Origin of the sequence: Aeromonas sp. Prich7-2 (assembly GCF_017939255.1) — a bacterium.
In the GTDB taxonomy this organism is placed as follows: Bacteria; Pseudomonadota; Gammaproteobacteria; order Enterobacterales; family Aeromonadaceae; genus Aeromonas; species Aeromonas caviae.
This window is the reverse complement of the sequence record NZ_JAGKRI010000147.1, coordinates 25,913-47,835: the sequence shown is the minus strand read 5'-3', so window position 1 is coordinate 47,835 and position 21,923 is coordinate 25,913. Positions and strand designations below refer to the sequence as shown.

Below are 21,923 nucleotides of genomic sequence, written 5' to 3'. Positions count from 1 at the left end.
CTGTCTGTCTGTCTGTCTGTCTGTCTGTCTGTCTGTCTGTCTGTCTGTCTGTCTGTCTGTCTGTCTGTCTGTCTGCACGAAGCACGAAGAAAGGTCCTCAAGGCAAGAGGATTAACGACTATGAACCAACGCAAGATTGAGATGGATAAATGATCACGCTACCGCCCCTGAGTTACAGCTCCCAACACGCTGCTTTTAACCTGATTGTGCGCGCTGTTGGTCATCATATCCTCCAGCTTTTTGTTTTGGTTGATGTCTCACAATGGAGCTGCATCCATTGCTTGGCCAGGGATTCCTGGCGGCAGCATTGTTCATATCTTGGGCAACAGAGAGCCCTAAACCCGATTTTGGACCAGATTCTATCTTGTTTGGTGCTGGGATGAATAGTCATAACCGCAGAAAACCTCTCGTAGGGTAGGGATTCAAAAAAACCTCCCATTCAGCCTTCCGGCCTTTCACGCTAAACATTCCTCTCTGCACCACGCTCGGAGCTGTCCCAATCATCCGAGCCAAACGATAAAACTGAATCCGTTCAGGTGACAACAGCATGCCTGCTGCAACCTGACAACCGGAATGACTTCTACCAGTCGTGATGACGCGCAATGATTCGACAGAACAACGCATCTCCATCCCCATCAATGCGATCAGAACAGTCGCAAGTTGTCACCAATGGAACCCAACATTCCTCGTCTGATTTGATGGTATTGATCACAGGGAAGCTCAGGCGGCATGGTTACCGCTGCAAAAATAAGGGCCGGAAACAAAGACAGGCTCGATTCAGTCCCGATACAGGGGGGTTATGTAGGATCCTCGTTGACTCTCCCCTTTAGACACCCTCTAATTGACAGCCTGGACCCTTATCATCATGCATCTTATGAAAATCCTTTTGGTCGAAGACGACAAGCTGCTCAATCACCACCTCACCACGCTGCTGACCGAGGCCCAGAATCAGGTTCACAGCACGGACAACGCCCAGGTGGCGCTGCACTATGCGACCGACTACCCCATCGACGTGGCCATCATCGATCTCGGCCTGCCGGACATGGACGGCCTACAGCTCATCAGCCGCCTGCGCGAGCAGCAGATCCCCTTCCCCATCATAGTGTTGACCGCACGGGGCAACTGGCAGGACAAGGTGGAAGGGCTGGAAGCCGGTGCCGATGACTACCTGGTCAAGCCCTTCCAGAAGGACGAGCTGCTTGCCCGCCTCAATGCCCTGGTGCGCCGCAGCGCCGGTTTCATCTCCCCCAGGGTGAAGGCGGGTGACTACGAGCTGGATCTCTCCCGCAAGGAGCTGACCATCGCCGGCGAAGTCACCGTGCTAACCAGCTTCGAGTATCTGATCCTGGAGTACCTGATGCGCAACGCCCGCCAGGTGGTCTCCAAGCAGCAACTGCTGGACCAGCTCTACGGAGATGGCGAAGGGGATCCCAACACCATCGAGGTGATGGTGAGCCGACTGCGCAAGAAACTGGATCCGGAGGGGCTCATCCAGCCCATTTCCACCATCCGGCGCCAGGGTTACATCTTCAACCTCTCCTGCAGTTGATGCCCCTTGCCATGCTGCACCCCATGACACTGATCCGTCGCTCACTGCACCTCAAGCTGATGCTGAGCGCCATGCTGGTCATCGCGCTCATCATGGCCTTCTCCGTCTATATCCTCTACCTCGGCCACGCCGAGGAGCAGGCCCAGAAGGCCAGCATCCGCATGCAGGAGAACCTCTCCAAGCTGTTCTCCTCCAAGCAGCCGGAGCCCCACGCCATCACGGATCTCGGCGGCCTGACCCCGGATGCCATCGACCCCAATCTCGACACCCTCATCTGCCGCTCCGATGGAGAGCTGAGCTGGTCCAGCCTGCACATGCCGGAGGTGGTCTCTATCAAGGAGACCATCTGCCGGGATCTGATGAGATACCTGGGGGGACTGGATCAGGACTATTTCTTCAAGCTGCATACCATCAAAAACGGCGAGAGCTACTTCATCTACAGCCTGCGTTTCCTGCGCAATCATGGCGCCGGCCCCACGACCTACTACGTGGTGATGGTCGATTCCGCCAAGCGCTACCAGGCCCAGACCCGGGACTATCTCTACCGGTGCATTCGCCAGGCCTTGCTCGCCTACAGCCTGCTCGGCGCCCTGCTGCTGCTCACCAGCTTCTGGAGTCTCTCTTCCCTGCGCACCATGGCGCGCCAGATTGACGAGATCCGTGCCGGTACGCGAGAGGCGCTGTCAAACGACTACGAGCGCGAACTGACCCCCCTGACAAGCTCGGTCAACCAGTTGCTGGAGAACGAACGCCAGCAGACCCAGCGCTACCAGCACGCCCTCAACGATCTCGCCCACAGCCTGAAAACCCGGCTGGCGCTCATCCAGATCACCGCCCAGGAGCTCAAGCTCGGCCACGACATCCATGACAACATCAATGAACAGATCACCACCATGGATCAGATCATCCAGTACCAGTTGCGCCGCGCCGTCACCGGGCGAAAGCGCCTCGCAAGCAAGGGCACCGAACCGGTTCCCCTCATCGAGAAGCTGCTGGCCAGTCTCGCCAAGGTCTATCGCCACAAGAAGCTGCAGACCAGCTTCCAGTTTGACGACGATGTCTTCTTCCACGGCGAGCAGGGCGATCTGATGGAGCTGATGGGCAACCTGCTGGACAACGCCTGCAAGTTTGCCATCAGCGAGATCCGGGTTCATGTCCGCCACCGGGAGAGCGGTCTGCTCATCGTGGTGGAAGACGACGGCCCCGGCATCGCCCCCGGCAAATCGCAGCAGATCTTCCAGCGCGGCGTGCGGGCTGACAGCTCCCCCGGCCAGGGGATTGGCCTCGCCGTGGTGACCGAAATCGTGCACAGCTACGGCGGCGAGATCCGGGTGGATGACTCCCCGCTCGGCGGCGCGAGATTCCACATCACCCTCCCCTGACAGTGCAGGGCATTGCCATCCCGGTGCTTGCCCTGTCACACGCCTCACTCCTTATGCTTCGACAAAGCAAAGCACATGGCAGCGAGGCTGACGAGCTTGCACTCCCATCAGAAGCTGGTCTGCCGCTCCCCTCAGCCCCATGCTCGCGCAGAAACGGTAGGCATAAAAAAACCGGCCGCGAGGGCCGGTGAAACAGTTCAGGCTTGTCAGGTGACAATTCGCACCCAGCGGATGAAGACAGCTTCCAATTCCCTGTGAAACCCTGTCCTCTTGAGTACGTGAGCCTACTCTACGCCAGGGCCACTGAATCAGGGCTGAACCGCGATGAAATCGTTTCCCTAGCCTGTCAGAGACGGATCCCGAGGGACTGGCGCAGATAGGCGCCCGCACCGAGCAGGCCCGGACCTTCGTGGGTGATGAGGAACACGGGGATGTCCTTGAGGTAGGACTTGAAGCGCCCCTTGTCCTCGAACGCCACCCGGAAACCGGAGGCGATAAAGAACTCCTGGAAGCGCGGTACTATGCCGCCGGCGATGTAGACGCCGCCGAAGGTGCCCATGTTGAGGGCCAGGTTGCCGGCAAAACGCCCCATCAGCACGCAGAAGAGGCTCAGGGTACGGCGACAATCCAGGCATTCCCCCGCCAGCGCCCGCTCCGTGATGTCCTTGGGTTCGAACGCCTCGGGCTCCCGGCCGTCGGACTTCACCAGCCCGCGGTACAGGTTCACCAGACCCGGGCCGGAGAGGAAGCGCTCGGCCGACACATGGCCCAGCTCGCCGCGCATCACCTGCAGCACCGCATCCTCCTCTTCCGTGTTCGCGGCGAAGTCCACGTGCCCGCCCTCACCCGGCAGACTGAGCCACTGTTCACCGGCCTGCACCAGGTGGGCGACCCCGAGGCCGGTCCCTGCGCCATAGATGGCGATGGGCTTGCCCGCCACCGGGGCCGCGCCGCCCAGCTGGATGCGATCAGCCTCTGTCAGCACGGGCACCGCCATGGAGACGGCAGTGAAGTCGTTGATCACCTGCAGGCGATCCAGGCCCAGATTGGCCTGCATCTCGCTGATGGAAAACTCCCAGCTGTGGTTGGTCATGGCGACCCAGTCACCATTGATGGGACAGGCGATGGCGATGCAGGCCTCGCCCACCTTGGCACCATGTTCTTCCAGATAGAGGCGCACCACGGCCTCCAGGCTGGGGTGGGCCAGCCCTGAATAGGTCTTTGCCTGGGAAATGGCGCCGGTCGCCAGCTCGCAGAGGGCCAGCCGGGCATTGGTACCGCCTACGTCGCCCACCAGCGCATGGGTATGCTGCATAACAAACTCCTTCGTTACCGACTCGGGACGACACTGACCGTCCCGACCTTGTTATTTGGCTGCAATACTACTCGAGCCCGCTTCCCGGCGGCGCGTTTTATGAATGCAACTGTGCGCCCGCTCACAGTGTTGTTGCTTTGCAACATTTGTAAGCGTTTTCAAGGGCGGAATGGAAGTTTGTAACTAAAAACACGAAATAATTAGACATGAGTCATACTTTGCAGGGCCGAGATTAGTTCCGATAAGCGCTTGTCTTGTATAGTCATCGCGGAGATTGGAAACCTGCTTGAGCTGTGAATTTAGTGCACAGACACTGAAGTTAAATTACAAAAATGCCTGGTGGTAATGATGAATACCCTCGATAAAATTACGAACAATCTGGAAAGTTTCAGTAAATCAGAGCGTAAGGTGGCTGAAGTGATCCTGGCCTCACCCCAAACCGCCATTCACTCCAGCATTGCTACCCTGGCCAAGCTGGCCGATGTGAGCGAACCGACCGTCAACCGTTTCTGCCGTCGCCTCGATACCAAGGGCTTTCCCGACTTCAAGCTGCACCTCGCCCAGAGCCTGGCCAACGGCACCCCCTATGTGAACCGCCACGTGGAAGCGGAAGACGGGCCCGACACCTACACCGCCAAGATCTTCGAGTCCACCATGGCCTGTCTCGATGCCGCCAAGAACAGCCTGGACATCTCCGCCATCAACCGCTGCGTCGACATCCTGACCCAGTCCAAGAAGATCAGTTTCTTTGGTCTGGGCGCCTCCTCCGCCGTCGCCCGGGATGCCCAGAACAAGTTCTTCCGCTTCAACATCCCCGTGGTGAGCTTCGACGACATCGTCATGATGCGCATGAGCTGCATCAACAGCAGCGAAGGGGACGTGGTGGTGCTCATCTCCCACACCGGCCGCACCAAGGCGCTGGTGGAAATTGCCGCCCTGGCCCGTGAAAACGATGCCACCGTGATCGGCATGACCGCCAAGGACTCCCCCCTGGCCCGCGAGTGCAACCTGGTACTCTCCATGGACGTGCCGGAAGACACCGACGTCTACATGCCCATGGCGTCGCGCATCGCCCAGCTCGCCCTGGTGGATGTGCTGGCCACCGGCTTCACCCTGCGCCGTGGCATGAAATTTCGCGAAAACCTGAAAAAAGTCAAAGAAGGTTTGCGCGAATCCCGCTTTGATACCCCGCACTCCTCCTGATCATTCGGGGGTTCGCCCCCGACTGTCTAAGCCACCGGGCTTGGTGTAGTATCGAAATTCAATCAAACAAGGCCACCCAGATGGCCTGCAAGCCGGCGCCATGCCACATGCTTGACGGGGCAGTATTTCAAGTCATATCAACTTCACATTGGAGTCTTTCATGCCAAGACGTACAAAGATTGTAACCACACTCGGTCCGGCGACCGATCGCGACGGCATTCTCGAGGGGATCATTCGCGCCGGTGCCGACATGGTGCGGATGAACTTCTCTCACGGCACTCCTGAAGACCATATCCAGCGCGCCAACCAGGTGCGTGAAATCGCCGCCAAGCTCGGCCGCCACGTGGCCATCATGGGAGACCTGCAAGGTCCCAAGATCCGCGTCTCCACCTTCAAGGATGGCAAGATCTACCTCGCCATCGGTGACAAGTTCATCCTCGACGCCGCCCTCGGCAAGGGAGAAGGCTGCCAGGAGCAGGTCGGCATCGACTACAAGAGCCTGCCAAACGACGTCGTGCCAGGCGATATCCTGCTGCTGGACGATGGCCGGGTACAGTTGAAAGTGGAACAGGTGGAAGGCACCCGCATCCACACCACGGTCACCGTGGCCGGCCCTCTCTCCAACAACAAGGGCATCAACAAGAAAGGTGGCGGCCTCTCCGCCCCGGCCTTGACCGAGAAGGACAAGGAAGACATCAAGACCGCCGCCCGCATGAACGTGGACTACCTGGCGGTCTCCTTCCCCCGCAGCGGCGATGACCTGCGCTACGCCCGCGAGCTGGCCCGCGAAGCCGGCTCCAACGCCAAGATAGTGGCCAAGGTCGAACGCGCCGAGACCGTCGCCAGCGACGAGGCGATGGAGGACATCATCCTCGGCTCCGACGCCGTCATGGTGGCCCGTGGCGATCTCGGCGTCGAAATCGGCGACCCCGAACTGGTGGGTGTGCAGAAGAAGCTCATTCGCCACTCCCGCCGCCTGAATCGCGTGGTCATCACCGCGACCCAGATGATGGAGTCCATGATCAACGCACCGCTGCCGACCCGCGCCGAAGTGATGGACGTGGCCAACGCCGTGCTGGACGGCACCGATGCGGTGATGCTTTCCGCCGAGACTGCCGCCGGCCAGTTCCCCATCGAGACAGTCACCTCCATGGCCAGCGTCTGCGTGGGCGCCGAGAAGCACCCGAGCCTGAACGTCTCCAACCACCGCATGAGCTACACCTTCACCTCGGTGGAAGAGGCGGTGGCCATGTCCACCATGTATGCGGCCAACCACCTGGAAGGGGTCAAGGCGATCGTGGCGCTGACCGAGTCGGGCACCACCCCGCTGCTGATGTCCCGCATCAGCTCCGGCCTGCCCATCTTCGCCATGTCTCCTCACAACAAGACCCTGGCCTGGGCCAACCTCTACCGCGGCGTCACCCCCGTGCTGTTTGATGGCGACGAGACCAAGCCGGTCTACGAGGTGTGCCGCGACGCGCTGGACGTGCTCAAGGCCAAGGGACTGCTGCAAAGCGGCGACATGGTATTGCTCACCCACGGCGACAAGATGGAGACCGTCGGCAGCACCAACACCTGCAAGGTGATGATGGTCGAGTAATCGCCCCTCCTCCCTGCAACAAAAACGGCTCCCACGGGAGCCGTTTTTTATGGGATCTGCCCAGGTTCAACTGCGAAACAGCTCCACCTTGTCTCCATCCTGCAGGCTGCCGGCGCCGCGCACCACCACCTTGTCTCCCTGCCTGAGAGCGCCGCTCACCGCCACTTCCCGGCTGTCCCCAAAGAGCACGGTGACCGGCACCCGGTTCACCGTGAGCGCCTCGCCGCGCTGCTCCACCTGATAGACCACGCTTCCCTCGGTGCCGAGCACCAGGGCATCCCGTGGCAGCAGCATGGTGTGCTGCTCTCCCATCGGCAGCGCCACCCGCACTGGCGAGCCGATGATGAAGGTACCCGCTTCCGGCTTGAGGCGCAGCTCGATGAGCCGGGACTTGGGATCGGCGCTCGCCGCCCGCTGGTAATAGATGGCGTGGCTGCTGAGCTGCTCCCCTTCCACCCGCAACCGGGTCTGGGTGGCCAGTTGCCGGGCCCAGGCAATAGGCGCACGCAACCGGATATCCGGCTGATCCGGATTGACCAGTTCAAGCGCCTGTTCGCCCGCATCCACATGCTCCCCCGGCTGGATGAAGTGTTCATTCACCACCCCGTCAAACGGGGCAAAGATGCGGCTTCTGCGCAGCTGCTCCTCAATCTGGCGCACCTGCACCCGCGCCAACTGATCGGCCAGCTCAGCCTGCTCCACGTCATAGCGCGCCTTGTCATACTGGCTCTGGGAGGCACTCTTTTGCTGGTGCAAACGATCCAGGCGCTGGAACTCGGCGCGAGCGTAACGCAGGTTGCTCCCCTCTCTGGCTTGTTCCGCTCTCGCCTGCTCCAGCGAGAGGCGTAAGGTAGCGCTGTCCAGGCGCAGCAACTCGTCCCCCGCCTTCACCCGGCTGCCAAACTCGGCTATCCACTCCACCCGACCGCTCACTTCGGCGCTGAGCGCCGCCTGCTGGCGGCTCGCCACCGTGCCGCTGACCCAGATGCTGGCCCCCGCCTCTCCCTGGGCCACCTCCGCCAGCGTCACCATCTTGCTTTGTGCAAGCGCAGGCAGCCCGCCAGCCAGCAGCAGGGCCCCCACCACCATCCTTGTGAAACCTTGTGTCATCGATGAGCTCCTTGCTCAGGCACGCTGCCGAAGGGCGTGCGGTATGTCGGTCTGCTCCCCCAACCGCAGGAAGGCGGGCAACAGGATCAGGGTGAAGAGGGTGCTGCAACTCATGCCGCCGACGATGACGGTGGCCAGCCCCCGGTAGATTTCGCTCCCCTCGCTCGGACTCAGCATCAGGGGCAGCATGCCGAAGATGCTGGTGAGGCTGGTCATGGCGATGGGACGCATCCGGCTTTGCAGAGCATCGGTGACTGCCGACTGTCGGCTCATCCCCTCCCGCTCGGCCATCCTGGTCTGGTGCACCAGCAGAATGGCGTTGTTGACCACCAACCCGAGCAGGATGACGAAGCCGATGATGGTGAGCAAGTCCATCGGCAGCGGCGCCACCAGACCGCTCAGGTGCAGCGCCAGCACGCCGCCTACGGTGGCGAGCGGCAAGGTGAGCAGCACCAGCACGGCATCCTTGAGGGAGGCGAAGACCCCCCACAGCAGAATGAGCAGTATCATCACGGCGAACAGGAAGATGCTGCCGAGGTTGCCGAGCGCCTGCTGCAGGCTGTCGGCATTGCCGGCGACCCGCAGCTCCCCCCCGGCCGGCAGCAACGGCCGGATGGCGGCAAAGCTCTTGTGCTGCAGGGTGTCGAGCACCTGCTCCATGCTCATCCCCGCCGGGGGCGAAATCTGCAGACTGATGCTGCGCCGCCCATCGGATCGGAAGATGCTCTCAGGCCCGAGTTGCGGCTCCACCCGCAGCAGTTCCCCAAGGGGAACGATGCGCCCGGACGGGGTAGCAAGCGGCACCGCCTTGAGCTCGTCCGGGTTGGCGGAGGCCTGCCCAATCAGCAGGATGTCGAGCCGCTCATCCCCGTCGAAATATTCGCCGACCCGCAGACCATCGCCAAAGGTCTGGATGATGGCGGGCATGGGGGAGCGATCCCAGCCCACCTCGGCCAGGCGCCTGTCCTGGGGCACCAGCCGAAGCTCGGGAGCGGTGAAATCGAGCCCGGGTTCTGGCCTGACCTGGGCGCCGGGCAAGTCCCGCTGCACTATGGTCATGCTCTCCCGGGCCGCCTGATAGAGTTCGGGCAGCCCACCCCCCTGGATCAGCAGGGAGATGCTGTTTTCACTGTCAAAACCGCCAAACAGGGACCCCTGACCGCCAAACACCCGGGTGTCGGGAATGCCCACCAGCAATTGCTTCATCAAGAGCTGCTCCAGCACCTTGATCTGGTTATCCTCCTTTGGCCGCACCCCGATCTGGGCACCGCCCGGGTAGCGCAGGATGTAGTAGTTCTTGAGGACAGGATCCTTCTCCCCTTTCATATAGGGGTCGAGGCGGGCAATCAGGGTATCGATCACCTCTTCCCGCTGGGCCTTGAGATTGACCCCCGGGGTGAAACTCATCCAGACATCGATGGCGTCCCGCTTCACATCCGGCAGGTAGTTCATCTTGGGCAACATCAACCAGCTCGCCAGCACAGGCCCCGTCATCATCAGGACGATGATGGCCCAGCGCCTGGGGGCGGTGGCAGTCCAGCGGATCACATGGCGGGTGGCGCGGCACCACAGGCGCTCAAAGGGATCAATCAGCCGCTCGTGCCCCATCCAGCGCGCCGCCACCGCAGGCAACACCGTGACCGCCACCACCATGGAGACGGTCACCGCGCAGGCGATGGTGAGCGCAAGATCGGCAAACAACTGCCCTTCCACATCGTTGAGCAGGAGCACCGGCAGGAAGATGGCGACCGTGGTCAGGGTGGACGCCACCAGAGCGGTCCACACCCGGCGGGTACCCTCCAGCGCTGCCTCTCCCTTGCTGATGTCACCCCGCTCATGGCGCCGGTAGATGCTCTCCAGCACCACGATGGCGGCGTCGAGCACCATGCCGACCGCAAACGCAATGCCCGCCAGGGAGATGATATTGAGGGTCCGCCCCATCACCTTGAGCAGGCAGAAGGTGAGCATGATGCTGATAGGAATGGCGATCGCGATCATCAGGGTCGCCTTGAGCTGGCGCAGAAAGACCCAGAGGATGGCGCAAGAGAGCAGCACCCCGAGCCCCAGGTTGGCGGTCACCATGCTCACCGCCCGGTTGATGTAGAGGGAAGCGTCAAACGACTGCTCCATGTGCAGGCCGACCGGCTCCAGCACCTCCCGGTTGAGCTCACCGACCTTGGCCTTGATCCCCTCGAGCGCCGCCAGGGCATTGGCGCCGCTCTCCTTGAAGATCTGCGCCGCGATGGCGGTGTTGCCGTTCTGGATGCGCAGCACCGGGTTCTCCTCCCGGGCCACTCTGATCTCGGCCACGTCCCGCAGATAGATGGGCAGGCCGTCACGCCAGTCCACCACCTTGTCCCCCAGGGCCGCCACGTCATAGCGACCGGCAAAGCGCAGCTTGTACTCCCAGCGTCCGATGTCGAGGGTGCCGGCCGACACATCCCAGCCCGTCGTTGCCCGGCTGGCGAGCACCGGGATCTCCACCCCCAGCTCAGCGGCGCGGTAAGGGTCGAAGCGGATCTGGATCTGGCGCTCGTTGATCCCCTCGATGTCGACCGTGGACACCCCGGGGATCCGCTCCAGCTCGGGCTTGACCCGCGCCTCGATCAGCGCCTGGTGATCGTCTATCTCCCCCTTGGCGCCGGGCAGCTGCTGGATGAAGAAGAAGGTCAGGGTGTCGTTGCTGCTGTAGTTGTTGACGTAAGGACCACCGATGTTGTCCGGCAGCCCCGAGACCCGGTTCAGGCGGGAGATGACGTCAAGCTGGGCCCGCTGCATGTCGGTGCCGAGGGCAAACTCCATGTCGATTTCGGTGAAGCCGGGGTAGCTGTTGCTGCTGAGGCTCTTGAGCCCCTGTACCCCCTGCATCTCCTGCTCGATGGGATCGGTTATCTCCGACTCCATCTCCTGGGGCGAGGCCGAACGCCAGTCCACCGTGATGTTGAGGTGAGGACGGTCTATGTCGGGAAACAGCTGGACGGGCAGTCCACGGATGCTGAGCAGGCCCAGCAAAAAAATCAGCACGACCGAGACCGCCACCCAGATGGGGCGTTCGATCGCCGTTTTGGCGAGGTTCATTCACTCTTCCTGAGTTGTTGTTATCGGCCATTCCGATGGCCTTGCTTCCTGCCCCAAGGGTGGGGGCCATTGCATTAAACTGGAATTAATCGACCTTGTAAATGCCTGGTTAAACAACAAAAAACCGGCCACTAGGGCCGGTTGTCGGTTTATGCTCGGGGTCAGGCTGCATGCTCGACCGGGTTCGGTTGAGACAATCCTTCCAGCTCGCCAGGAGCGAAGTTGTCCACCTGGATAGCCTCGTAGCGCAGGGCATCGGCGGCCAGCAGCTTGTCCGCCTCCTCCTTGCCGAGGATGGACTGGGACAGGGCCGCAGCCACCAGCTCAGGCAGCGCCAGCTTGCGGGGCAGTCTGCCCTCTTTCTGGGCCTGCACCAGCTTCTTCTCGATGGGCTGCACCGAGACCATGGCCTGGAAGGCACGCTCCATCAGCCCCACCGGATCCGCCTCGTCCTTGCCCACATAACAGAGCGCGGTCAGACGATCCCGGAACTCGCCCGGCGTCATCATGGCCAGACAGATGGCATGGCAGCGATCGTCCGCCGGCATCTTGTAACCAACGCCGAACGGGAACACCACCCGCTTGAGTACGGCACCCACCACCTTGTTCGGGAAGTTCTGGAAGAAGCCCTCGAACGCCTTGCCAATCAGGTAGAGGTTGCGCTCCACCGCATACTGCACGAACGGCAGGTCAGAGACCATGCGGCCCTGATCCTCGTAATGCTTGAGGGTGGCGGAGGCCAGGTAGAGGTGGCTCAGCACATCACCCAGACGGGCGGAGATCATCTCCTTGCGCTTGAGATCGCCACCCAGCATCAGCATGGAGACGTCGGCGCACAGGGCCAGCCCCTTGCTCATGCGGGAGAGTTGCTTGTAGTAGCGGGCGGTTTCGCCGGCCACCGGGGCACTGTTGAACTGACCCAGGGTCAGCCCCTGGAACAGGGCACCGAAGAAGTTGCCGGTACCGAAGGCGATGTGCTTCATCAGCAGGGCGTCAAACTTCTCGAGACCGCGCTCCACATCGGTGTCGGCCGCCGCTTCCAGCTCGGCAAACACATACGGATGGCAGCGGGTGGCCCCTTGCCCGAAGATCATCAGGTTGCGGGTCAGGATGTTGGCCCCTTCCACCGTGATGGCCACCGGAATGCCCATGTAGGCGTAGCCGGTGTAGTTTTTCGGGCCCAGCTGGATGGCGCGACCGGCGTGGATGTCCATGGAGTCATCCATCACCTGGCGGGCCATCTCGGTCATGTGGTACTTGGAAATCGCGGTGACGATGGCCGGTGCCTGACCCAAATCCAGGGAACCTGCGGTCATGCGACGAGCGCCTTCGAGCTGATAGGTGAGGCCGCCAATGCGGGCCAGCGCTTCCTGTACCCCTTCAAACTTGCCGATGGACATGCCGAACTGCTTGCGCACGTAGGAGTAGGCGCCCACGGTGCGGCTCGCCATGTGACCACAGGCGGTGCCAAGGGCAGGCAGCGAGATGCCGCGACCGGCGGAGAGGCACTCCACCAGCATGCGCCAGCCACGGCCGGCGTAATCCGGGCCACCGATGATCCAGTCGAGCGGAATGAACACATCCTTGCCGAAGGTCGGGCCGTTCAGGAACGCCAGCCCCATGGGGTAGTGGCGATCGCCGACGCGCACGCCAGGGTGACTGGTCGGGATCAGCGCACAGGTGATGCCGATCTCTTCCTTGTCACCCAGCAGTTTTTCCGGGTCATAGAGCTTGAACGCCAGCCCCAGCACGGTGGCACGCGGCGCCAGGGTGATGTAGCGCTTGTTCCAGTTCAGGCGAATGCCCAGCACCTCTTCACCCTTGTGCATCCCCTTGCAGACGATCCCCTTGTCCGGGATGGCGCCCGCATCGGAGCCCGCTTCCGGCCCGGTCAGGGCGAAGCAGGGCACCTCCTTGCCGTTGGCCAGCCCCGGCAGCCAGAAATCTTTCTGGGCCTGGGTGCCGTAATGCATCAGCAGCTCGCCCGGGCCGAGAGAGTTGGGCACCATGACGGTGACCGCGACGCTCAGGCTCTTGGTGGCGATACGGGTGACGATGGTGGAGTTGGCAATCGCCGAGAACTCGCGGCCGCCGTAGGATTTCGGGATGATCAGGGAGAAGAAGCCTTCTTTCTTCAGATAGTCCCACACCGGCTCCGGCAGGTCCTTGGTCTCGTTGACGATCTTGAAGTCGTCCACCATGGCGAGCAGGGTTTCGACCTGGTTGTCGATAAAGGCCTGCTCTTCTGCACTCAGCTCGGCCTTGCCGTAGCCGTGCAGTTTCTTCCAGTCCGGGTTACCGCGAAACAGCTCCCCGTCCCACCAGACGGAGCCGGCCTCCATGGCCTCCCGCTCGGTGGCCGACAGGGGCGGCAGTATCTTCTTGAAGATGCCGAACACGGGGCGGGTCACCACCTTTTTACGGATGGCGGGGACACCGAGCACCACGGCTATCGCCAGCACCAGCAGGACAAGCAATGTGATCATACCGAAGTTCCTTCTATTTCACTGTTTCCGTTGATTATTGTTAGGTGTTACACGGCCAGGGAGAGCCTGGTCGACTCCACGGGCGCCCCGACACCGGACGCCAGATAAGGAATGACGTTGCGCACCAGCCCTTCCACATCGAGCTGCTGGCCAAAATCGGCCTGGGCGATGTCACGCAGGGCATCCGCAGAGGCCATGGTGAAGACGACGGTGCCCAGGGTGAAGTGCAGGCGCCAGAAGAGATCCGCTGGCGACAAATCCGGATTGGCCTTGGAGATGGCCTGGGTGATCCCGTGCAGGGTCGCCCCATAATGGGTGGTAATAAAGCGGCGCAGGTGGCCCTGACTGTCGATATAGCCGCGCCCCAGCAACTGCATGAAGAGCGCCGGGCCATTCGCCCTGACGGCCGACAGTTTCATCAGAGGTTCGACAAAGCTCTCGAACACCTGCAACAGGGTCAGCTGATCCTGCGCCATCAACGTCTGCAACCGCCCGTCCAGTGCCGGCATGAAGAGGCTCAGATAACGGTCGAGCACCGCCTGGATAAGCTCCTTCTTGGAGCCGAAGTGATAATTGACCGAAGCCAGGTTCACATCGGCCTCGCTGGTGATCAGACGCAACGAGGTATCGGCGAACCCCCGCTCGGCAAACAGCACCTCGGCGGCGTCGAGAATACGGTTCTTGGTATCGATTTTACTCACTGGACACCTCACTTAAACGAATGTTTAAAAAGTACGTTTCACGCCCACTCATGTCAAGAGAATGTGAACAAGTGTTGGCTAAATGTTTTTAATCAAAAAAGAGGGAAGATGGCGGGAACTTCGCGGCGAGACGGCACTCTATATCTATGCCACTGCAATTAAACATTAAGTCTCGCCCAACCTGCGCCATGCTAGTTGGGCATTTTTTTGGCCTGCCGTCACCCGATGCGCCGACAGAGAACCAAAAAAAACCGTCGCAGGGGCGACGGCGGGGAAAACGGGTCTGACCATCCAGTGTCGACCCATCGATGGGTGTTCAGGCTTGCATCGATGTCGCCATCCTCGCAGTGAAACGTCATCAGACTTTGTCAGCACAGACCAAAATTGTGACAAAGTATGGCAACCAGCCACATGGCCCGGCTTCGCCAATCTTGCTATGCTGTCGCCTCATGCCAGAGGGGAGAGAAGATGAAGTATACGGTCGATACCCACACGCACACCGTCGCCAGCACCCACGCCTACAGCACCATTCACGATTACCTGCCCATCGCCAAAGCCAAGGGGATCAAGCTGTTTGCCACCACGGACCATGGCCCGGACATGGCAGATGCCCCGCATTACTGGCATTTCGTCAATCTGCACGTGTTGCCCAGAGTCGTGGACGGGGTCGGCATCCTGCGCGGCATAGAAGCCAACATCAAGAACATCGACGGTGAAATAGACTTCCCCGAGCGCTACGAATCGCGGCTCGACATGATCATGGCGGGCTTTCACGAACCGGTGTTCCCCCCCTGCGATCAGGCGACCCACACCCAGGCCATGATCAACGCCATTCGAAGTGGTCGGGTCGACATGATAAGCCACCCCGGCAACCCCGCCTTCCCCATCGATATCCAGGCGGTGGTCAAGGCAGCGGCAGAGTATCGAGTGGCGCTGGAGGTCAACAACTCCTCATTCAGTCACTCCCGTGCAGGCAGCGAAAGCAACTGCCGCGCCATCGTCGAGGCGGCGCGAGATCTGGGTGCCTGCCTCACTTTCGGCTCCGACTCCCACGTGGCATTCAGCCTCGGCGACTTTGATCACTGCCATCGGCTGGTCACCGAAGCCAACTTCCCACATGAGCGGATCCTGGCCCGCTCCCCCCGCGCACTGCTCGATTTTCTCGAGAGCCGCGGCCGTGCTCACATCCCGGAGTTCATTGACCTCTGATATGCCTTAACATCATGAGCCAACTCATAAAATCGAGTTGGCTCAATTGACTTGTCCGGCTTTTTTCACGACTCTGAACATCAAACCGCCGGTATAGCTCAGTTGGTAGAGCAGCGCATTCGTAATGCGAAGGTCGTAGGTTCGACTCCTATTACCGGCACCAAATAAAACAAAAAGTTAGCTTCATTACGAGGCTACCCCTTTGTGCTTTTTGTCCCGGGTCTCGGGCCAAGACGCCGGTGTGACTGCGCCAGAACACCCTCCCCTTCCAGGACACCACCATCCGCGACGGTCCTGTTCATCTTTCAGAGCCTGACGCACCAACCTGGCCCCACCATCAGAGAGGGCAGCCAGGCAGCCACGCCCCGGCTGCACCTGGGTGAGCATCGTTATCCAGAGGCCCCTCAGCGCTGGGCATAGACCTGGTCGAACACCCCGCCCTCCTTGAAGTGAGTGCGCTGGATCACAGGCCACTCGCCGAAGGTCTTCACCACGTCGAGGAAGGTGGCGTTCGGGAAACGGTCTGCAAACTCGGCGAGGATCGCCGGGTTGCGCGGGCGTAGATAGTTGCTGGCAGCAATGCGTTGGCCTTCGTCGGACCAGAGATAGGCCAGATAGGCTTCGGCCTCCTTGCGGGTACCCTGCTTGTCGACCACCTTGTCCACCACTGACACCGGCAGCTCGGCCACGGCGGTGACGCTCGGATAGACCACCTCGAAGCTGCCACGACCAAACTCCCGGGCAATCATTTCGGCTTCGTTTTCGAACGTGACCAGCACGTCCCCTATGCGGTTCTGGATGAAGGTGGTGGTGGCGGCGCGGCCGCCGGTGTCGAGCACGGGAACCTGCTTGAACAACTTGCCGACAAATGCCCTGGCCGCCTCTTCATCTCCCCCCTGCTCCAGCACATAGCCCCAGGCAGACAGGTAGGTGTAGCGGCCGTTCCCCGAGGTCTTGGGGTTGGGCACGATGACCTGTACCCCCTCCTTGAGCAGATCAGGCCAATCCTTCAACCCCTTGGGGTTGCCCTTTCGCACGATGAACACGGTGGCCGAGGTGAAGGGGGCGCTGTGATCCGGCAGGCGATCCGCCCACCCCTTGGGCACCAGGCCCCCATGCTCGGCGAGGGCGTTGATGTCGGTGGCCATGTTCATGGTGATGACATCGGCGGGCAGGCCGTCGATGACGGCGCGCGCCTGCTTGCTCGATCCGCCGTGGGACATGTTGATCTGCAGTGGCTCCCCGCCTTCGGCCTGCCAGTGCTTCAGGAAGGCTCCGTTGTACTCCTTGTAAAAATCGCGCATCACGTCATAGGAGGCGTTGAGCAGGGTGGCCGCCTGGGCCAGCGGGGCGAGAGCCAGTCCTGCAACAAGCAGGGTGGCGGGCACGAGTCGTTTCATTTCACATCCTTGGAATGAGGGGCGAGTGACTGACTATAAGAGCCGACCATTTATTCTTTGAAAGAATAATTACTGCTCAGCTTATGCGATAAATGGCATCTCCTGGGTCCGGCGCAACGGATGACGGCGATGAGGTGGTCACCTCCAGGCGGGCCATGATGGCTGCCGAGGACGGCGCCCATGAGCGTGGGGCTCCTCCTGCTCGCGCCCTGCCACGGGCAGGGAGCGCCGTTGTCACCTGCCTCGATTTGGCTTCTCGACATGACAGATAAAAAAACGGGGCGAACCTAGTGGTTCGCCCCTGATGCTTTTTACGTCAACCCCGAGGGGTCAACCCTGTTTGTCTGATGCCGGCTCTGCGTCCTTCGGCGCCTGCCAGCCGCCACCGACGGCCTTGTAGAGGGCGACCTGGTTACTCAGCTGGGCGAGCCGGGTGCTGATGAGCCCCTGCTTGGCGCTGAACAGGGAGCGCTGGGCATCGAGGCGGGTCAGGTAGCTGTCCACCCCTTGCTCGTAACGCACCTCCGCCAGCCTGAAGTAGGTCTGGTTGGCATCCACCAGCGCCTGTTGCGCCTGCAACTGCTGCGCGTAGTCCGCCTGGGCACCGAGGGTGTCCGCGACCTCCTTGAAGGCTGTCTGGATGCTCTTCTCGTAGCTCGCCACCGCCTGCCTGGTCCCCACCTCGGCCACGTCCAGATCCGCAACGCGCTTGCCGCCATCGAAGATGGGCAGATTGATCTGGGGCATGAAGGTCCAGGTGCCGGTGCCGCCGTCAAACAGACCGCTCAGCTGGTTGCTGGCGGTGCCCGCCGTCGCGGTGAGCGAGATGGTCGGGAAGAAGGCTGCACGGGCCGCTCCGATATTGGCGTTGGCCGCCTTCAGGTTGTGCTCCGCCGCCAGGATGTCCGGGCGTTGCTGCAACAGGCTGGAGGGAGCCCCCACCGGGATCGGCGCCAGTTTCACCTCGGCCAGGGTAGCCGGTTGTGCCGCCAGCACCGGGATATCGGTGCCAAGCAGCAGGGCCAGACCGTTTCTGTCCTGCTTCACCAGACGCTGGTATTGCGCCTGGCTGACCTTGGCGTTTTCCAGTGCCGTGCGCCCCTGGGCCAGCTCCATCTCGGAGGCGGCGCCCAGGCGGTATTTGTGCTCGGTCAGGGCATAGCTCTCCTGCTCGGTGGCGAGGGTCGCCTGGCTCAGGGCCAGCAACTCCTGATCCGCCAGCAGGGTGAAGTAGGCATTGGCCACCGAGGCCACCAGCGCAATCTGGGTGCTGCGCTGGGTCTCGATTTGCGCCAGATAGGTCTCAAGGGCCTGATCTTTCAGGCTCTGGATCCGGCCAAACAGATCCAGCTCATAGGCGGTGATGCCGATGTTGGCGCCGTACTGGCTGCTGATGGTGCCCTGCCCCGTACTACTGAGATCGTCGGATCCCTGCTGGCGGGTGCCGCTGCCACTGGCGGCCAGGGTCGGCAACTGGGCCGCCCGCTGGATGCGGTATTTCGCCTCGTAGGCCTCGACGTTGAGGGCTGCCAGGCGCAGATCCCGGTTGCTCTCAAGGGCGGTGCCGATCAGCGTCTGCAGGGCCGGGTCCTGGAACTGCTGGCGCCAGGGGGCAAGTTCCCCCTTGGCGGCCAGGTCAGCTTGCCAGGAGGCGCCTTGGGGCAGCTCGGGGCGCTGGTAGTCGGGGGCCATGGAGCAGCCCCCCATCATCAGGGTCACACCCAGGGCGATCAGGGTCTTAGTCATGGTTGATCTCCTTGGTGTGGACACTCTCTTCCCCGGCATGCTTGCGTTCGGTGAAATAGCGCATCACCAGCACAAAGAACAGCGGCACGAAGAAGATGGCGAGCACGGTGGCACTGATCATCCCCCCCATCACGCCGGTCCCGATGGCGTTTCGGCTGCTGGCGCCCGCCCCGGTGCTGATCACCAGGGGCAGTACCCCCAGGATGAAGGCGAGCGAGGTCATCAGGATGGGGCGCAGGCGCTGACGCGAGGCCTCCACCACCGCATCCCCGAGCCTCATCCCCTTGTCGTGCAGCTCCTTGGCGAACTCGACGATGAGGATGGCGTTCTTGGCCGACAGCCCGATCGTGGTGAGCAGGCCCACCTGGAAGTAGACGTCATTCTCAAGCCCGCGCAGTGTCGCGGCCAAAATGGCCCCCAGCACCCCGAGCGGCACCACCAGCATGACCGAGAACGGAATGCTCCAGCTCTCGTAGAGGGCCGCCAGACAGAGGAAGACCACCAGGAGCGAGATGGCGTACAGGGCCGGCGCCTGGGAGCCTGCCTGACGTTCCTGGAAGGAGAGGCCGGTCCACTCGATGCCGATCCCTTCCGGCAACTGCTTCACCATCTCCTCGATGGCCGCCATGGCATCACCCGTACTCTTGCCCGGGGCCGCCTCACCGACGATCTCCATGGCGGAGACACCGTTGTAGCGCTCAAGACGGGGCGAGCCGAAGCTCCACTCCGTGCTGGCAAAGGCGGAGAAGGGCACCATCTGGCCCGCGCTGTTGCGCACGTACCACAGCTTCAGATCTTCCGGGTTCATCCGGAAAGGGGCATCCGCCTGCAGATAGACCTTCTTGACCCGGCCTCTGTCGACGAAGTCGTTCACATAGGAGGAGCCCCAGGCCGCCGACAGGGTGTTGTTGATGTCGGTGATGGAGAGCCCCTGGGCCAGCGCCTTCTCGTAATCGATCTTGATGTCGAGCTGGGGCGTGTCTTCCATCCCGTTCGGGCGTACCCGCACCAGGTTGGGATCCTGCGACGCCATGCCGAGCAACTGGTTGCGCGCCTGCATCAGCTTCTCGTGACCCAGACCGCCGCGGTCCTGCAGGAAGAAGTCGAAGCCGGTGGCCGTGCCGAGTTCCGGAATGGGGGGCAGGTTGAAGGCGAAGACCTGGGCTTCCTTGATGCTGAACAGGAACCCCATGGCGCGGCCGATGATGGCATTGGCGCTGCGCTCTTCTCCCTTGCGCTCGCTCCAGTCCTTGAGCTTGATGAAGGCCATGCCACTGTTCTGACCGCTACCGGCGAAGCTGAAGCCCGCCACCGTCAGCACGGAGTCCACGTTCTCCTTCTCGTTCTCGAGGAAGTAGTCGCGCATCTCCCCGAGCACCACCTCGGTCCGCTCCTTGGTCGCCCCCACCGGGAGCTGCACCATGGACATGATGACCCCCTGATCCTCTTCCGGCAGGAAGGAGGTGGGCATGCGCATGAAGAGCACCGCCAGCACCGCCAGCATGGCCAGATAGATGATGCCGTAGCGGGTGCCCTGCTTGATCACCTTGCGCACGCCGTTCTGGTAACGGTTGGCGTTGGTGTCGAAGAAGCGGTTGAACCAGCCGAAGAAGCCGCGCTGGGCGCCGAATTCACCGTGCTTCATGGGTTTGAGCAGGGTGGCACACAGGGCCGGGGTCAGGATCAGGGCCACCAGCACCGAGAGCACCATGGCCGAGACGATGGTGAGGGAGAACTGGCGATAGATGGCACCGGTAGAGCCACCGAAGAAGGCCATGGGCACGAACACCGCCGACAGCACCAGGGCGATGCCCACCAGGGCGCCGGTGATCTGGGTCATGGACTTGCGGGTCGCCTCGAGGGGGGAGAGATCCTCCTCGCTCATCAGACGCTCCACGTTCTCCACCACCACGATGGCGTCATCCACCAAGAGGCCGATGGCGAGCACCAGACCGAACATGGTCAGGGTGTTGATGGAGAAGCCGAAGGCCGCCATCACCCCGAAGGTGCCGAGCAGGACCACGGGCACCGCGATGGTCGGAATCAGGGTCGCCCGGAAGTTCTGCAAGAACAGATACATGACGCAGAACACCAGGAAGATCGCCTCGATCAGGGTCTGCACCACCTCCTCGATGGAGATCTTCACGAACGGCGTGGTGTCGTAGGGATAGACGATCTCCATGTTGGCCGGGAAGTACTCGGAGAGTTCACCCAGCTTGGTCCGCACGTGCTCGGCGGTGTCCAGGGCGTTGGCACCGGTCGCCAGCTTGATGGCGACGGCGGCGGTGGCCTGGCCGTTGTAGAGCGCGGTCGCGTCGTAGTTTTCACCGGCAAGCTCGACCCGGGCCACGTCCTTGAGCTGGACCTTGGAGCCGTCCTGGTTCACCCGCAGCAGGATGTTGTTGAACTCCTCCACGGTGGAGAGCCGGGTCTGGCCCATGATGGTGGCGGTAAATTGCTGATCGCTCACCGCAGGGGTCCCCCCCAGCTTGCCGAAGGCAACCTGGGCGTTCTGGGCCTTGATGGCGGCCTGAATGTCGGCCGGGGTCATCTGCACCCGGTTGAGCTTGTGGGGATCGAGCCAGACGCGCATGGAGTACTGGCTGCCGAACAAGGTGATGTCACCGACCCCGTCCAGACGGCTCAGGGGCTCCTTGATGTTGGCTACCACATAGTCCGCCAGGTCATCGTTGGTCATGGCGCCATCGGTGGAGATGAAGGCGGCCACCATCAGGAAGCTGCTGGAGGTCTTCTGTACCCGCACGCCCTGTTGCTGCACCTCTTGGGGCAGGAGCGACATGGCCTGTTGCAGCTTGTTTTGCACCTGCACCTGGGCGATGTCGGGATCCGTGCCCGGCTTGAAGGTGAGGGTCACGCTGACGTTCCCTGACGAGTCGGATTGCGCCGACATGTAGAGCAGGTGATCCAGCCCGGTCATGTTCTGCTCGATGATCTGGGTCACCGAGTCTTCCACCGTCTTGGCGGAGGCCCCCGGGTAGCTGGCGGAGATGCCAACCGCCGGCGGGGCGATGGTCGGGTACTGGGCCACCGGCAGGCCGATGATGGCCATGGCCCCAGCCAGCATGATCACCAAGGCGATCACCCAGGCGAAAATGGGTCTATCTATGAAAAAACGTGCCATGA

13 protein-coding genes and 1 tRNA gene are annotated in these 21,923 nt (G+C 61.8%); 6 read left to right on the top strand and 8 right to left on the bottom strand.

Features of this window, described 5'->3' with window-relative positions; translation table 11 throughout:
- Positions 1–874 precede the first annotated feature (874 nt).
- A complete protein-coding gene (locus J9892_RS18735; RefSeq protein ID WP_171273528.1) occupies positions 875–1,549 on the top strand; it encodes a response regulator in 675 nt (224 codons plus the stop codon).
- On the top strand, positions 1,549–2,931 hold the full coding sequence (locus J9892_RS18730; protein ID WP_210538692.1) for an ATP-binding protein: 1,383 nt from the start codon (positions 1,549–1,551) through the stop codon (positions 2,929–2,931). The genes J9892_RS18735 and J9892_RS18730 overlap by 1 nt, the downstream gene beginning before the upstream one ends.
- A 346-nt stretch (positions 2,932–3,277) precedes the next feature.
- Here the strand turns inward: J9892_RS18730 and glk are convergent, their stop codons facing one another.
- Positions 3,278–4,246, bottom strand: coding sequence for a glucokinase (gene glk, locus J9892_RS18725; RefSeq protein WP_210538691.1), 969 nt, complete (start codon positions 4,244–4,246; stop codon positions 3,278–3,280).
- Positions 4,247–4,594: 348 nt separating this feature from the next.
- On the opposite strand from glk, the gene J9892_RS18720 reads away from it, so the two are divergent.
- Entirely contained in the window at positions 4,595–5,449 is an 855-nt protein-coding gene (locus J9892_RS18720) for a MurR/RpiR family transcriptional regulator (protein WP_029314760.1), read from the top strand.
- 160 nt (positions 5,450–5,609) lie between these two features.
- Entirely contained in the window at positions 5,610–7,049 is a 1,440-nt protein-coding gene (gene pyk, locus J9892_RS18715; RefSeq protein ID WP_202007565.1) for a pyruvate kinase, read from the top strand.
- 66 nt (positions 7,050–7,115) lie between these two features.
- Here pyk and J9892_RS18710 read toward each other — a convergent pair whose 3' ends face one another.
- The 4 genes from J9892_RS18710 to J9892_RS18695 all read right to left on the bottom strand — a co-directional run bounded on the left by J9892_RS18710 (position 7,116) and on the right by J9892_RS18695 (position 14,424).
- Positions 7,116–8,159 carry an efflux RND transporter periplasmic adaptor subunit gene (locus J9892_RS18710; protein ID WP_210538690.1) on the bottom strand — a complete coding sequence of 348 codons (1,044 nt, stop codon included), beginning with the start codon at positions 8,157–8,159 and terminating at the stop codon, positions 7,116–7,118.
- 15 nt (positions 8,160–8,174) lie between these two features.
- On the bottom strand, positions 8,175–11,237 hold the full coding sequence (locus tag J9892_RS18705; RefSeq protein WP_210538689.1) for an efflux RND transporter permease subunit: 3,063 nt from the start codon (positions 11,235–11,237) through the stop codon (positions 8,175–8,177).
- Between the two features lie 161 nt (positions 11,238–11,398).
- Positions 11,399–13,723, bottom strand: coding sequence for an acyl-CoA dehydrogenase (locus tag J9892_RS18700; protein ID WP_041213197.1), 2,325 nt, complete (start codon positions 13,721–13,723; stop codon positions 11,399–11,401).
- A gap of 47 nt (positions 13,724–13,770) precedes the next feature.
- Complete coding sequence (locus tag J9892_RS18695) at positions 13,771–14,424, bottom strand: TetR/AcrR family transcriptional regulator (RefSeq protein WP_005324182.1); 654 nt, start codon at positions 14,422–14,424, stop codon at positions 13,771–13,773.
- Between the two features lie 468 nt (positions 14,425–14,892).
- On the opposite strand from J9892_RS18695, the gene J9892_RS18690 reads away from it, so the two are divergent.
- Complete coding sequence (locus J9892_RS18690; protein WP_128296966.1) at positions 14,893–15,633, top strand: phosphatase; 741 nt, start codon at positions 14,893–14,895, stop codon at positions 15,631–15,633.
- Positions 15,634–15,720: 87 nt separating this feature from the next.
- A tRNA-Thr gene (locus J9892_RS18685) sits at positions 15,721–15,796 on the top strand.
- 241 nt (positions 15,797–16,037) lie between these two features.
- Here the strand turns inward: J9892_RS18685 and J9892_RS18680 are convergent.
- The 3 genes from J9892_RS18680 to J9892_RS18670 form a co-directional block, all read right to left on the bottom strand.
- Positions 16,038–17,033, bottom strand: coding sequence for a sulfate ABC transporter substrate-binding protein (locus J9892_RS18680; protein WP_210538688.1), 996 nt, complete (start codon positions 17,031–17,033; stop codon positions 16,038–16,040).
- A gap of 330 nt (positions 17,034–17,363) precedes the next feature.
- The gene (locus tag J9892_RS18675) at positions 17,364–18,779 is read right to left on the bottom strand and encodes an efflux transporter outer membrane subunit (RefSeq protein ID WP_043155092.1); all 1,416 of its coding nucleotides are present in this window, start codon (positions 18,777–18,779) and stop codon (positions 17,364–17,366) included.
- Positions 18,772–21,921: an efflux RND transporter permease subunit gene (locus tag J9892_RS18670; protein WP_010673711.1), complete on the bottom strand. Its 3,150-nt coding sequence runs from the start codon at positions 21,919–21,921 to the stop codon at positions 18,772–18,774. Before J9892_RS18670 ends, J9892_RS18675 begins: the two co-directional genes overlap by 8 nt.
- Positions 21,922–21,923: the final 2 nt, after the last annotated feature.